Annotated in this window: 3 protein-coding genes; all 3 read right to left on the reverse strand. The window is 67.4% G+C overall.

Annotated features, from left to right (window positions below; all coding sequences use genetic code 11):
* Positions 1–4: 4 nt before the first annotated feature.
* Positions 5–3,262, reverse strand: a complete 3,258-nt coding sequence (locus LNV23_RS17000; protein WP_263564070.1) for a putative filamentous hemagglutinin family protein — start codon at positions 3,260–3,262, stop codon at positions 5–7.
* A 387-nt stretch (positions 3,263–3,649) separates the two neighbouring features.
* The gene (locus LNV23_RS17005; protein ID WP_263564071.1) at positions 3,650–13,492 is read right to left on the reverse strand and encodes a two-partner secretion domain-containing protein; all 9,843 of its coding nucleotides are present in this window, start codon (positions 13,490–13,492) and stop codon (positions 3,650–3,652) included.
* Positions 13,493–13,514: 22 nt separating this feature from the next.
* Positions 13,515–15,227: a ShlB/FhaC/HecB family hemolysin secretion/activation protein gene (locus LNV23_RS17010; RefSeq protein ID WP_263564072.1), complete on the reverse strand. Its 1,713-nt coding sequence runs from the start codon at positions 15,225–15,227 to the stop codon at positions 13,515–13,517.
* Between the last annotated feature and the right edge of the window lie 41 nt (positions 15,228–15,268).

The raw sequence follows: 15,268 nt of genomic DNA on the forward strand, positions 1-15,268 counted from the left end.
AGTTTCAGTTCTCGCCAAAGCCGAGGAACTCCAGCAGCAGATTGCGGCGCGCGCGGCGTTTGCGGCGGTCCTCGTCTTCCTTGTCGCTGGAGACGGGGCCAGCGGAGGTGGTGCTCAGTGCGTTTGAAATGGGCGCTGTGATTTGCGGTGCTGCCGCCTCGACCTTGCCGCCGCCGCGGCTCACGCCACCAACCTGGATCTCCACCGCGTTGACCAGTCGGTCTGCTGCGAGGAAGGCATTGCCACGCGAGCGGATGCCTGCCTCGCCGGCATTGATCTCGCCGGAGGGTGCGTACAGATCCAGATCGCTGGCGGCGTTGAGCACGGCGATGCCGCTGCCGCTGAAGGAGCCCGAGGTGTCGAACACCAGCCTGCCCTGAGCGTCCAAGCGCAGGACCGGGGCTGGGGCACCCGTGACGGTTTTGGCGCCTCGGCCTGCATCGATATTGCCCTGCGAGGCCCACAGCAGCACATTGCCCTGGGCGAGGGTGAAGACACGAGACTGGTTGACTTCGAAGTTATCCCTCACCAAGGCGGAGATGTCGCCACCGTTGACGGTGACGATGCCCAACTCGGTGGCACGCTTGGCCGTGCCACTGGAGGCGATCTCTCCGGCGTTCGCGCCCCCGCCCGGCACGACCAGCGTGATGTCCCCGGCCTGCAAGGTTTTCACCTGGCTGGTCGGCATGCGCAGCTCGCCGGCCGGTCGCTCCAAGGGGAACAGGGTGTTGATGGCTTGATAGGCCGGCGCGTAGGCAGCCCAGCGTGCTGCGTCTTCCGTGATTGCGGCTGCGCGGCCCGCGCTGCGCAGCTCGCTCATCAAGATCTTGTTCAACCAGGGCAGCTGGCGCTCCAGTGGCAGGCTTTCAAAGCGAGTCAAGGCCTGGGCGTCGCTGATGGCCTCGCCGCTGACGGTGCGCACATAGTCCGCCATGGCCTTGAGTTGCTGTGGCGTGCTCAAGCTTGCCAATGCCGAGAGGCGCTGAGCTTGGGGCAAGGCCGCCAGAGAGCCGGCCAGTGCCTGCAAGGCGGCGCCGCGCTGCTGGGTGCTGCTCAAGCTTTGCAAGGCTTCAAGTGCCTGGGGCATCGACAGTTCACTCCAGCTCGGTCGTGTGAGCTGGGGCGTGCTGGCGATATAGCTTCGCACGGCCGCATCGTCCACCGGCTTGCCCAGCAATGCGGCAACGCGAAGGGCTTGCTCACCCGCATCCGCACGTGAGGGCAGGCTTTGCACATAGCTCGCCAGTGAGACATCGGCGGCGGACTGGCCGAGCAAGGCTCGAACCGCTGCCAATTGCTCGGCGGGCCCCAGCTTCTCGAAGGACGATCCTGGCGCGCCGCCCAGCAATCGGTACAGGGCAGCAGCTTGGTTTTGCAGGCCGGTCACGCCCAGCACATGGAAGCCTTGCGCCACCGCTGTGCGGTAGTCGCGTTCGTCGGCCCGCAGGCCTGCCACCACGGTGATGTTGGCGCCGCCTGCTGGCAGCAGCACGCTGTTGTTGATGGCGCCGCTCGAGACCACGCCGGCACCACCGCCGAGGTCAATGTCTCTTCCTGCGAGCAGGACGAGATCGCCGGGGCCGGCAATTTCGATATGGGCACCGGCGGAGCCGCTTGGCAGCGCAATGTCACGGCCGGCCTTCAGCAAACTGAACTCGTGCAGCTGGGCCAGTTGCAAGTTGGTGCCGGGCTGGAACAGCGCGTGCTGATGCTGCACCTCGATCACACCGTTGTTGCCGAAGACGAGGTCCCGCCCGGCTTGTGCACGCAGGGGCCGTGCCGAGGCCAGCAGGTTGTTGATCTGCAAATCTCCGCTTTGCGCCAGCAGCTGAACCGGGTCGCGGTTGCTGGTGTCCAGCTGCGACTCACGATTGGCGCGCCGGCCCAAGCTGAGCTGGTCGATCAAATTGGCTCGGTCGCGTGTGGCCAGCACTTCTGCCGGGCCGGCGGCCAACACTTCCAGTCGGTCGATGCTCAGGTCTTTGCCGGCCAGCAGCTGGGTCTTGGCCTGTTCGCTGGCTTGTTGAACATTGCTGCCCGTCAGCGTGATCGATCCTTGCGGAGCGAACACGCGCAGCTGTTCTGGCAGCACCGAGCCGAGCGCATCGGGCGTACCGACCGCCAGCTTTTGCTGCGCTCCCGCGTACGTGATGGAAGCTGCCGAACTCTGCAGAAGCAGGCTGGCACCGCGGTCGAGGCCTGTTATGGCTTTGCCCTCGCCCAGGCTGTTGGCCGAGTCTGCATGCGCGTATCCGGCGCTGCGCACGCTGGCCACATCCAAACTTCCGGCTGCCTGCACGCGCAGCTCGGTGCCCTGATGGATCAGTTGCAGGCCAGGGTCCAGCGTGACGGGCAGTTGCTCATCGGCCCGAACTTTGCGGCCCGCCATGACGTCCAGATGTTGCCCGGCAGCGAACAACATGCCGCTGACGACATCGCGTCCCGCCGCCACGCTGAGGCTACCACCGTCGAAACGAGCCTGGGTCGCCGCACGGCCGCTGGTCGGATCGGCGGCTTGTTGCCAGCCGCTGCCAGCCGCGGAGGCGCGAAGCTGCAGTGCATCGCGACCCGCTTGTACCTTGACGTCGCCGCCACCAAAGCTGCCGACGGATTGGTTGAACAGGTCATAGCGAGACCAGGTCGCATCGGGCAGCTCTTCGCCGCCGCTGCGCCACCACCAGTCGGTGATGTAGCGCTGTTCGCGGTTCGGCGCTGCCGCCCGGATGTCCCGACCGGCTTTGAGCTTGACGGTACCGCCTCCGCTCAGGAAGGGGCTCAAGCCACGCACGGCCAGATTCGAGTCCAGCAGGGCCAGGTCGAATCCCAGCCGCGCTTCAGGCAGTGCATCTGGCGTTGGCGCTGGTGTCGGTGCCGGTGCCGGTGCCGGGGTGGGAGCGGGCACCGGCGTCGGCGCCGGTGAGGGCGCAGGGGGCGGTGTCGGCACGGGCTCACCCGGCTTGACCTGGTCGGGCGGTGGCAACTTGTCTTTGGTGGAGTCATTGCCATTGCCGGCTGAGGGTTGGTCCGTCAGCGCCTGGCCCGGTGCAGCCGCTTGAGTCCCTGTAGACGAACCGGCGGTGGTCAGCGCTGGCGGCAATTGATCCTTGGTGGTCTCGTTGCCATTGCCCAGAGAGGGCGCTGTTGGCGTCGGTACCGGCGTTGGCGTTGGCGTTGGCGTTGGCGCTGGCGTTGGCGTAGGCACGGGTGCCAATGGCGGCTCGGGAGGCAGGCGATCTCTGCTGGTGTCATTGCCGTTGCCCATGGAGGGCAAGGGTGCTGGAGCTGGTGGTGTTGGTGTTGGTGTTGGTGTTGGTGTTGGTGTTGGTGTAGGCGTAGGCGTAGGCGTAGGCGTAGGCGCCGGGGCTGGCGTAGGCACGGGCGCCAATGGCGGCTCGGGAGGCAGGCGATCTTTGCTGGTGTCGTTGCCGTTGCCCGCGGACGGCAAGGGTGCTGGAGCGGGCGGTGTTGGCGTCGGCGTCGGCNCCGGGGCTGGCGTAGGCACGGGCGCCAATGGCGGCTCGGGAGGCAGGCGATCTTTGCTGGTGTCGTTGCCGGTGCCCGCGGAGGGTGAGGGTGCTGGAGAGGGCGGCGTTGGCGTTGGCGTAGGCGTAGGCGCCGGGGCTGGCGTAGGCACGGGCGCCAATGGCGGCTACAGAGGCAGGCGATCTTTGCTGGTGTCGTTGCCGTTGCCCGCGGACGGCAAGGGTGCTGGAGCGGGCGGTGTTGGCGTCGGCGTCGGCGTCGGCGTCGGTGTCGGTGTGGGTGTAGGAGTGGGAGTGGGAGTGGGAGTGGGGGTCGGAGTCGGAGTCGGAGTCGGAGTCGGAGTCGGAGTAGGAGTAGGAGTAGGAGTAGGAGTAGGAGTAGGAGTCGGGGTAGGAGTGGGCGTGGGCGTGGGCGTGGGCGTGGGCGTAGGCGTAGGCGTAGGCGTAGGCGTAGGCGTAGGCGTAGGCGCCAAGGGTGGTGCGGGCGGCACGCGATCCTTGCTTGTGTCGTTTCCGTTGCCCGCAGAAGGTGTGCCTGGCGTGGGAGTCGGGCTGGGTGCGGGTGTGCCGCCGCCAGGCGCTGGAGGCAATTGGTCGCCGGTGTCGGTCCCGTTGCCTGTCGAAGGGACGGTCGGGCCTGGTGGCACCGGGGTAGGCGTTGGCGTTGGCGTCGGCGCAGGAGGTTGCGTCGGCGTCGGAGTCAGTGGTGGAACCGGCGGCAGCGTGTTGCCGGTGTCGGCGCCATTGCCTGCGGATGGTTGAGTCGGCGTCGGCGTCGGCGTCGGCGTCGGAGTTGGAGTTGGAGTTGGAGTTGGAGTTGGAGTTGGAGTTGGCGTAGGCGTAGGCGTAGGCGTAGGCGTGGGCGTGGGCGTGGGCGTGGGCGTCGGAGTCGGAGTCGGAGTCGGAGTCGGCGGTGTCAGCGGCGGTGCAGGGGGGAGCTTGTCTTTGCTCGTGTCATTGCCATTGCCAGCCGAAGGCGTGGTCGGTGTCGGTGTCGGTGTCGGTGTCGGTGTCGGCGTTGGCGTTGGCGTTGGCGTGGGCGTGGGCGTGGGCGTGGGCGTGGGCGTCGGCGTCGGCGTCGGCGAACCGGGTGGCGCAGGCGGGAGCTTGCTGCCGGTGTCGCTGCCATTGCCGGCGGAGGGCAGCGTTGGGGTCGGCGTGGGCGTGGGCGTGGGCGTGGGAGTCGGTGTCGGTGTCGGTGTCGGTGTCGGAGTCGGAGTCGGAGTTGGTGTTGGTGTCAGATCAAGGGCCAACACGGGGGCACCCGTGGTGTAGACCTGGGCGCCTGAATTGACGAATACGATGTCTTGGGCGGCCGCCATTTGCAAGCGGCCTGTCGTGCTGCGCACGCCCACCCAAGGCACCGCAGATCCGGGTGCTGACGGCGTGCGGCCCAGGACCAGATCGCCTTTGGAGCCGGCCGCACTGTCGCTCGTGCGGGTTGCCAGCAGGTCGGCGGAGCTGAGGTCAGCCCCGGCCACCAATCTGAGGTCGCCTGCTCGATCACTGGTGGCCACCCAGCGAGAGGAATCTGCGTCGGACTCGCTGCCAGGGCTGCGGAAGCCGCTGCTCACCCCATGCTCCAGCAAGAGCTTGCCGGTGGCACGCAGGCTCAGACTGCTTTCGCCTGCATGCGGACTGCGCTCGCGTTGCGCAAGATTCAGCACCGGCAGGTTCCAATCGGCGGCCAACTTCAGATCACCGCTGGACCGAACTTCGGTGCCAGCATGGACGCGGATCCGCGCTTGGATGTCAGGCTGCGTAGCGCCCAGGCGAGATGCGATCCATTCGGCTCCGCCGCCCTGCTTGCCTTCAACAAAATCCTGGTTCTCGGCCTGAACAGCGGCAATGAACAGTTGCCCCGGCTTTGGGCCTGGGGTCGGTGTCGGCGTAGGCGTAGGCGTGGGCGTAGGCGTCGGCGTGCCTCCCGCGCTTGGGGGCAAGCGGTCCTTGGTCGTGTCATTGCCATTGCCGACCGAGGGCTGTTCCTGGGCGACGGTGCCGACCAACAGCGTCCGGCTCGGTGCCGACGAAGCTCCGTTCAAGGGCTGAGCCGCGCTGAGTGGGCTTTGCGGGGGCAGTTTGTCCTTGGTGCTGCTGTTGCCATTGCCTGCCGATGGTTGGCTGGGCGCAGGAGGAAGCAGCGGCGGCACCGGGGGCAGCCGATCCTTCGTGGTGTTGTTGCCGTTGCCCGCTGACGGGTTGCCGGGCGTTGGTGTCGGTGTCGGGCCAGGTGTGGGCGTCTCGCCACCGGGTGAGGGCGGCAACTTGTCGCCGGTGTCGGTGCCGTTGCCTGCCGAAGGGAGCGGCGGCGGCGTGGGCGTGGGCTGCGGTGTGGGCGCAGGAGGTGTCGGCGTCGGCGCCGGCGTGGGTGTCAAAGGCGGCACCGGTGGCAGCTGGGTTCCGGTGTCAGCGCCATTGCCGGTCGAAGGGACGGTCGGTGGAGTTGGCGCTGGGGTCGGCGTTGGCGTTGGCGTCGGCGTCGGAGGTGTCGGAGGCGTCGGAGGCGTCGGCGTCGGCGTCGGCGTCGGCGTCGGCGTCGGCGTTGGCGTTGGCGTTGGCGTTGGCGACAGCGGCGGCGCAGGCGGCAGCCTGTCTTTGCTCGTGTCATTGCCATTGCCGGCCGAAGGAATGTTCGGGATGGGCGTCGGCGGGACCAGCGGCGGCGCAGGCGGCAGCCGGTCCTTGCTGGTGTCATTGCCATTGCCGGCCGACGGGTTGCTCGGGGTGGGCGCCGGTGGTGTGGGTGGTGTCGGCGTCGGCGGTGTAGGCGTGGGTGTCGGCGTGGGTGTCGGCGTCGGCGGGGTCGGCGTGGGCGTCGGCGGGGTAGGCGCGGGCGGAGTCGGAGTCGGTGTCGGTGTCGGTGTCGGAGGTGTCGGCGTAGGCGTAGGCGCAGGCGATGGCACCACGCCCATGACGATCTCATCGATCCCTTCGTGGACCTTCACGGCCTCGATGTCGATGCGCGCGATGCCTCGCAGGGTCGCATCGATCTGCGCGATGCGCACGTCCAAGCCGGACCCTTGGTTGTTGGCGCCCAGGCCGGTCCGTGCGGCGCGCAGCTGCAATTGGCCGCTGTCGTTCTGACCGAGTCCCCCATTGAGTTCGATTCGAGCGCCTTCTTGCAGCTTGATATCGCCGCGCTCGCTGTGCAAGGCGGCATAACCGCCTGGCGCACCGGACTGACTGGCGCGCGCCAGCAGTTCGGAGCCGGGCAAGAGCTTCAAGTCCTGGCCGGCAGCCAGGGTGATCTCGCCTGCATGCGCACCCGAAGCGTCCAGCCTGCCGGCGATATTGAGTGCTCCGGCATCGCTGATCAGACGGATTTCCGCTGCGGCGAGCTTCACGCCCGCTGCCAGTGTCTGGTCACCGCTGCGGTTGCGCACGCTGATGCTGGCACCGAAGGCCTGGCTGTCCGCGGCTTTGTTGTTGAGACGAGCAGCCAGATCCCCGAGGTCCAGCGGGCTCATGCTGTCGAGCACCAGCGAGGCGCCGTGGCTGGCAGCCTTGTCGCTCGTGCCAAGCAGCTCGCCCTGAAGCTGCAATCGGCCGGTGGGTGCCTGGAGGCTGAGCTGGCCTCCGTCGCCCTTGCCTGCTCCCGATACATCGAGCCTGGATCCGGTGTTCAGCCGGATATTACCGAGCGCACTGCTGGCACGCAGACTGCCTGCCGAGAGATCGAAGCGCGTGCCGTCCAGAACCTGGATGAGCCCCTGGACGCGGGTCAGCGAACCCTCGGTGAACTCGATGTCGCCGCTGCGTGCCAGCAGCTCCAGCTGGCCACCTTGGAAGTCCATCAAGCCCGCCTGACGGATCTCCGCAGCGCTGACGCTCAGTCGGCCGCCGGGCAAGCTCTTGACCGCCGTGCTGCCCATCGCCTGATTGCTGAAGCGGCCACGCACATCGATGCTGCTGTCGCTCAAGCCGGCATTGCCGATGCCCGCGGTCTTCAGTTCCAGATCGCCGCTCACGCTGAGCTGCTGAGCCGAGGCCAACAGAACCCCTTGGGCGGCCTGCCAATTGCTCGTGGCAGCACTGACGTGCAGAGCGCCGCCTTCCAGCTGCAGCAAGCCCGCATTCAGTGCGAAAGCGCCCGAACCCGGCGAGCTGTCGGCCTTGGCCGCCAGTCCTGTGCTGTTCGACAAGGTGATGGTGGCGGCCGTCGCTGCGGCCTGGCCTTGAGCGACGCGCAGCTCCGGGGTGTCCAAGGTCAGCCGCTGTTGGCTCAGCGAACCCAGGCCGGCGTTGGCATCGAAGGCAATCGATGAGTAGCTGCGCAAGCTCAGGCCCTGGCTGCTGGCCAGCTGCTCGCTGAGCGGCTTCGAAATCAGCAGGGTTTGTGCGTCGTCTGTTTTTTCGCCGACGGCAATCCGTCCGGCGCCCAGGAGCACCTCGGCCGCCTCAAGTCGCAGGTCGGCGGCGATGCCGGTGTTGCGGCTGGCATCCAGGGTCACAGCGCCGCCCGCTGTCGAACCCGCAGCGGTTCCGGCTTGCAGTCGCACGCCGCTGCCCAGCAGCAGATCGCCCGCATCGCGCCGGGCCTCGCTGCGGATCAGGCTGGCTTTGGGGTCGGCGCTCACACGCAGCGCGGCGCCATCACCGGCCACGCCGAAGTCGGCCACGGCCGCTTCAGTCGGCCGGTCGCTGCGGCCCTGCGCTTGCACGCTGCTCCCCGCCTGCACCTGCAGCCGCTGCTGCGCAGCGAGCACGACGTCATTGAGCTGCAAGCCTTGTGCGCCCGTGGCCAGGGTCAGCGATTGCGCCCGTACATCCAGATTCTGCGTTGTGCGCAGTGGCTCGCTGGCGCTGAGGCCCGCGGCCTTGGGCACGGCGCCCAGCACCAGGCTCTGGGCGCCCAGCTTGTTCAGCTGCTGCACATCCAAGACGAGTGCGCCTGCGTCCGCCGGCGTGGCGTTGCCGACCTGCATCTGCTCGGCCGCGATGAAGACCTGCCCGCCGCGACCCAATGATTGAAGTCCGCCATCCTTGCCGCTGCTTGTGGGGACGTCAAAGCGCAGCTGAGATTGCAGCTGGGCCGACTGCGCGGCCAGAACCAGCGCGCCGGCATCGGCTGCGAGGCGGGGCACGTAACGGCCGGCTTTCTCGGCCTGAGCGGTGAAGAAGCTGTCGGCCGAGGCGAGGCGGATCTCAGAGTACTTGCGTGCCTGCGCCGAGGTCATGATCAACCAGTTGCTGGGCAGGGCTTCGTGCAAGCCGCTGTTGGCATCGCTGAGCCAGGCCCCGACCACGCGGCTGCCGTCGCTGTTGAGCAGCTGAGAGCCCAATGCCAGCGGGGCTCCTGAGCTGGTCACCGGCTTGACCAGGTAGGCACCGTTCAACAAGGCGTAGCGCGCGGGCAGCAAGGTGTAGCTGCCCGCAGGCACCGGGCCACCGTCACCGATCGTCAACTGCCGGCCTTGGCCGGCATGAGCGGCCACCATGGCCGGGTCCCAGGTGCCGCTGAGGCCGGCGGCCGTCGGCAGCAGTGCGAAGGCGCCGTCACTGCCGGTGAAGATGTCTTTCGATCCTCCCGGGCCCGGCACGAACTGCCAGGCCAACAAGTCGCCGCCGCCACGCAGGTCCAGGGTCGCGCCATCGCGCAGGTCGACGCTGCCCTGCGATTGCAGCAGCACGGTCTTGGCCAGGGGCTCGCCCATCGGTGTATTGAGGTCACCACTCGGTGCGGTCCAGCTGTTGCCGGACCATTGGCCCAACAAGAGCTGCTGACCCACGGAGCTGACCGAGGTCTCGCTGCCGGCCAGCAAGTGCAGCGCTTCACTGCTCTTGAGTTCGATGCGGCCGGCGGGTGCGCGCAGCACACCGCCTTGCTCGATCTCGCGCGCCGCGATCACCAGGGAGCCGCCCGCGCTCAGCGGCGCGCCGGCACCCGTGTCGCCGCCGTTGATGCGCACGCGATGGCCGCTGGCATCGACGGTGAACAAGGTGTCGGTGGCCGGAAAGATTTGCCGTGCCGACAGGTTCAGATCGGCCTGTGTGAGCAGGCTGCCCTGCAGCAGGCCGTTCTGCATGCTGCGGCTTTGCAGGCGCATATCGCCGCTGCTGAGGAGGCTGAGCTGGCCCAGGCCCTGGGTGGCGAGCCGGCCGTCGATCACGATCTGGCTGCCCTGCAACTGCAGCTGGGCTTGGCCGGCGCTGGCCTGGGCCGGCGCGCGTGTCTGGGTGTTGGTCTGCGCGAGCAGCTGGGTATTGCCCAGCCGCAGCTGGGCGGCTTGCAGCTGGGCACTGCCGTTGCTCATCTGGAGCAGCGGCACATCGAGATTGAGTTCGCGCTGCAGATTCAGCTTCACGCCATCGGCAATGCGCAGGCCATCTTGGGCGCTCAGCATGAGATCCGACACGCCGGATCCTGCAATCAGCTCGGCCGAAATGGCCGCGCGGCCCGTCAAGGCCTTGGGCGCCGCCAGATCGGTCGGACGCAAGCTGTCGCCAAGCTTGCCCTGGCTTTGCTCCAGCAGCAGCAGGCGCGCCGGAGGGAGGTTGTCACTGGCGTCGATCTTGCCGCTCTGCAAGCCCAGTGTCAGGCGACCGCCTGCACTGCTGCTGCCACCGCTGGCCGCGCTCAGGCCGCCTTCCAACAGCAGGTCTTGGTTGCCGCTGATATTGAGGCTGCCGCCATTGCTGCTGACGGTCTGGCGCTGGGTCTGTACGCCACCGCTGCTGAGCAGGCTGACGTCGAGCGATGCGGCGGCACCGCTGATGTCGATCTTGCTGCCGCGTTGCCAGATCAAGCTGCTGGCGAAACCGCTGGCCGAGCTGTTCAGCTCGACGCTGCCGCCGGCCAAGACGCGGCCCTGCTGCAAGCCATTGCTGCTGGGGTTGATCAGTGCCTCTCCCGACACATCGATCACGCTGTTCGAGCCCAACCAGAGGTACTGAGCCGTGTTCAGATCTTCCGCGCCGGCCGCCCGGCCGATGCGCAGACTCACCTGGCCGCCGGCCGAGGCGATGCGGCCATCCACCATCAAGTCCGTACCGCCGCTGAGGTTGACTCGCCCCAGCGGGGTCAGTTCGATGCTGCTGCCTCTGGCCATCACAAGATGGCCCTCGGAGCGGTTGGCACCGAGACCGCTGGACTTCAAGTCCAGCTGCATCGTCGGGGGCAGGGCGTTCGGGTTCTGGCCGATGTCCATGAAGTCGCGCGCCAGCTTGCCCGTGGGCGCCTGGCTGGCCGTGCTTTTGGCCAACCAGCGCTGCGCCTGAGGCTGGATCTGGGCGCCCGCTTCGACGTTCAGGAACTGGCGGCCATCGAGGCTGAAACTTGCGAAACCACCTTGGCTGAAGAACTCGGTGCCCAGGTTCAGATCCGCTGCTGGCGCGCCGCTCGGCGCTTGACCGATGCGCAGCGATTGCGTCGTCAGGCTCAATGAGGCGCCGCGCGTCATCGAGTAGCCGCGCAATTCGCCCGCCAGCACCAGGCGCCGGCTCGCCGCATCGGCACTGAAGGCAGAGGTGCCGCTGCTCAAGCTGAGGCTGCCACCGGCACCGCCATTGATGTTGCCATTGCTACCGACCCAGGCGCCGCCCGACACATCCAGCACTGAGCCCGTACCTGTTGTGACTGCTCTGCGGGAGTTCAGCAGCAAGTTGCCGCCCGCGGTCGCGAAACTGGTGCCCACGCCGTCGAGCAAGGCATTGGTCCAGGCGCCGGAGAGGTCCAGTTTGACCCCGGCCGCAACCTTGACATCGCCGTCCAGCGCGCGCGCCTGCAGGCTGCCGCCGGCCAGGCGCAGGTCTGACTGCAGCAGCAGCTGGCCGCGTTCGCTCGACAGCTGCAAGCTGCCCAGTTGCGGCAGCTGCAGGCCGGCGCCGGCCTCCAAAGTCAGGTCCTGCACCGAGCTGATTTCGATGCGGCCGAAGCCACTGGCCTGCAACTGCTCGGCGGACAGTCGCGATGCAGTCTCCGAGCCTGCCCCGCGTTGGGCCGTGAGCACGAAGTCGCGCAGCACCGCGCCGCGATAGCTGTCGCTGCCGAAATCGCCCAGATGCACGCGGGTGCCGAGCGTCAGCTGCCCCAGCTGAGGGCGGGCATCCAGCCCGGCCAGCTGGCGCCGGCCGAGGGTGGTCCGGGACGCCAGGTCGGCATCCAGGCGCACCAGGGGGGCCAAGATGCGCAGACTGCCCGCTTGGCGACCTTCGATGTAGCCCGCCTCCAGGCGCGACTCACTGCTGCTGCCGAAGCCGACCACAGCACCTTGTCGCACCCAGGCATTGCTGTTGCTGCTGGCGTCGCTGATGCCGGTGTAGACGATGTCCTTGGGCGCCGTGTTGAGCGTGTAGCGCTGACCACTTTGCGCCACCAGCTGAGTTGGGCGCACCTGCGCTTCGCTGTAGTTGAGCTGGCCGGCAGACACGTCGATGCGCGAGCTGGGGTCGGTCAGCACCGAGCCGCCGGCCATCAGGCTGACCGATCCGCCATCGGCCAAGCGCTCGCTCGCGTTGCGCAGCAGGCCTTTGCGGTAGCTGCTCAGGTCGCCCAATATCGGCGACTCGCTGCGCAGATCCAGGGTGACCTTGTTGCGAAACAGCAGGCCGTCCTTCTGCAGTGGTGCGTCCTTCAGATCATTGCTGCCCAGCAATTCGGTGGTGATGAAGTTGCGCGCCACGCTCAGGCTGGCGTCGCTGCTGCCCGCCACATCGATGCTGGCGCCTGCCCGCAACTCGATGCGCCCGGTCTTGGCATTGAACTCCGACTCTTGCTGACCCACGCCGACGCGGTAGTCGGGCTTGTCGCTGGCACGCAGGCTGACCTGTGCACCTGGGGCTGTGATGCGGGCACGCTCGCGCAGGCTGATGTCGGCGCCGGCCAGATCGATGCGCGAGGTGGTGAAGCCGGCGTTGTCGTCCGATGCCAGGGCCTTGCCGTCGGCACCGAAATTGTCGGGTTTGATCTCGGTGATGCTGTTGGCATCCAGCACCAACTGCCCACTCTGCCCGGCGCGCTTGTAGCGTGGGTCACTCGTGGTGATGCTGTCACGCAAGGCGTCAGGCGCCTGGCCCTGGGCCAGCAGCAAGATGGAGCCATTCTGTGACACGCTGGTGGTCGCCGAGATGCGCCCTGACTGGTTCACCGCCATGCCGACCAAGGTGGTGTTGCCGCGTGGCGTGCTGATCACCGCATTCGCGCTGTTCTCGACGGAGCCTGCGCCCTGTGCGCCCAAGCCGGCGCTGCCCACTTCGACGAGCAAACCGCGCAATGCGGGCACATCGGCATTGAGCTCGGCGGCGTAAATCTTCTCGGCCGTCGGCAGCTTGTAATAGACCTCGGCGCCACCGGCCAGCACGGTCTGGCCGCCGGGCGTCTGGATGTTGCCGGCGTTCACGACCCGGCGGGCGAACAGGGCCACCCGGCCGCCCTCGGCGCTGCGAATCTCGGCGCCCGCGTCGACACGAACGTAGTTCTTGCCGTCGACAAAGTCGGCGGCCGCGCCGTCATAGCTGAAGGCCGCAGCACCGCCGGTGATGTTGGTGGTGAAGGCCGCCTTGAAATCGGCATCGCGCGGGTTCAAGGTGGTCGCCAGCAGGCTGCCCACAACCACGCGGGCGCTGCTGCCAAACAAGATGCCGCTGGGGTTGTAGAGCAGCACCTCGCCGCCATTGGTGGCGGACAGACGGCCCAGAATCAAGCTCGGCTGCTGGCTGCCGACGACGCGGTTCAGGGCGCTGCCGCCGCCCGCCGGCATGGCAAAAGTGACGCTGCTTCCTTCCGCGATATTGAAGCTCTGCCAGTGATAGATGGCCCGCGGATCGCTCTGCTCGACGCGCATGTCGATGCCGTTTGGGTTCGCGGTTAGCGTAGGCAGGGTGCTGGGGCCGTTGCCATAGACACGCCAGCCCGAGGGGGCGGGTACCGGCACCTTGCTGTTCTGGGACAGCGCTTGCAAAGGCATGGCCAAAGCCAGGGCGGCGACCAGTGGCCGCAAGGTCCAGGGCCGGGCGCCGCGCAAGCTGTGGCGATGCGGGCGGGGGGCGGACGTTGCGTGCGAAGCCATGATGTGTCGGGTTCCAGAGGTCTTAGAAGCGCAGGGCGGCACGCAGGTGCAGGCGGCTGCTTGATGGGGTGACGCCTGTGCTCAGGCGCTTGTGGGCGCGTGCGCTGTCCAGCGACAGGCTCAAGCCATTGCGCAAGCTCAGGCGCAGGCCCAGGCCGCTGCCCAAGAGGGGCTGGCGGAGGTTCTGGCCTGCGTCCGGCTCGATCACAAAGGTACTGCCGACATCGATGTAGGCCAGCAGGCCGAGTTCGATCAGTTCGCCCAGAGCGGCGCTCTTGAAGGCGCGCTGCAGGCGCGGGGCCAGATTGACGCTGCGCAGTTCCAGTGAACCGAGCAGGCCGTGGTCGCCGGAGGCTGCGCCTTCGTGGTAGCCACGTACCGTCTCAGCGCCCCCCAGGGAGAACTGCTCGCCGCTGCTGAGTTGCTGGCTGGCAAATTGCCCACTGAGGCGCCCACTGAGTTGGTCCAGGCCCAAGTGTTCGGCCCACCAGCGGCCCAGAGCCTGGCTGTGGCGAAGCTCGGCGCGCCAGATGGCGAATCCGCCATCGGCGCCTTTGCGCTTGCAGCGGAACTGATCTTGCAAGCCGATGCTGCCATCCTCGCGCTGGCAGCCGTCCACCAGGCGCTGCAGGACCGGCCGCAGCGCAAACACCAGGCTGGCATTGAACTGAGTCTGCGCACGTTCTTGCAACCAATTGCCGCTGTAGGCCACTTGCATGGGCGCATAGCGCAAGGGCTTGGCAATCGCCGCCTCGCCCTGCTGCAGGCGTTCTTGCAGGTCTTTGTAGTCGAGGCCGAGGCTGACATTGTGCGAATTGCCCTCGCCGGCGGCGAGGTTCAGGGTGTAGCGCAGACCCCAGGTGTTGCCCTTGCCCAGCACCTTGGTGCCACCCAAGCTGTCGACATCGCTGTTGGAGGACACCGCGTAGAGGTTCAGGTTGTCGCCCTCGGCCAGGGGGACGCCATAACTGAGCACCAGAACCTGGGTTTGTTCGGGGCGCCGCGGCGTGGTGATCGCGGTCAGCGAAATGCTGTGTTCGCGTTGCAGCAGGTTGTCATAGCGCAGATTGGCACTCATGCGCAGGTCTTCGGTGCCGGCTGCTGCCGCATTGTTCAGTTCCACCGTGCCGCTCAACGGCAACCGGTCATTGACCTGCAACTCGGCCTCCACCGTGCCAGGCAGGCGCCCTGGGCGCAGCACCGGCTGTATGCGGCGCTCCTCGCGTTGGTTGAGTGCGCCGAGCTGCGTTTGAACCGCATTGAAATTGGGCACCTGGCCGACGGCCAGGTCACGGACCACAGTGCGTATATGACCTTGGTCGTAATAGCGCGCGCCGGTCACGCTGAGTCGCTCGACGCGGCCCTCCAGCACCTTGAGGCGCAGCACGCCGCCGTCGATGCGTTGCTCGGGCAGATCCACGAACACCGTCAGGAAGCCGGCGCTTTGGTAGGCCTTTTCGAGGGCAGCGCGGGCCGCCTCTGCATCGCCCAGCTTGCGCTGTGGACCCAGAAACGGCATCACGGCCAACTCGATAACTTCGGGCGCAAGCACGGTATTGCCCTCCACTTCGAACTCGAGGATGTCGAAGCTGGGGGCTTCGACCGCGGCTGCGACAGGCGCAGCGACCTGCGCCCTCGCGGCGCCATCGGGCAGCAGCGACAGGGTCGAAATGGCGAGAGCAGTGAGCGCGCAAGGCCAGGCCTTTTGGCGAAGGCGGGCCAAATGAATGTTCATGACGAAGAGTGTGGCCACCACCGGTGATCTGGTGATGAATC

The organism is Kinneretia sp. DJ1R-11 (assembly GCF_025717595.1).
Lineage (GTDB): Bacteria > Pseudomonadota > Gammaproteobacteria > Burkholderiales > Burkholderiaceae_C > Paucibacter_A.

Excerpts from the sequence above, each read along its gene's own strand:
- LNV23_RS17010 (WP_263564072.1), bottom strand. The coding sequence starts at position 15,227 with ATGAACATTCATTTGGCCCGCCTTCGCCAAAAGGCCTGGCCTTGCGCG.
- LNV23_RS17005 (WP_263564071.1), bottom strand. The coding sequence starts at position 13,492 with ATGGCTTCGCACGCAACGTCCGCCCCCCGCCCGCATCGCCACAGCTTG.
- LNV23_RS17000 (WP_263564070.1), bottom strand. The coding sequence starts at position 3,262 with ATGGGCAACGGCAATGACACCAGCAGAGATCGCCTGCCTCCCGAGCCG.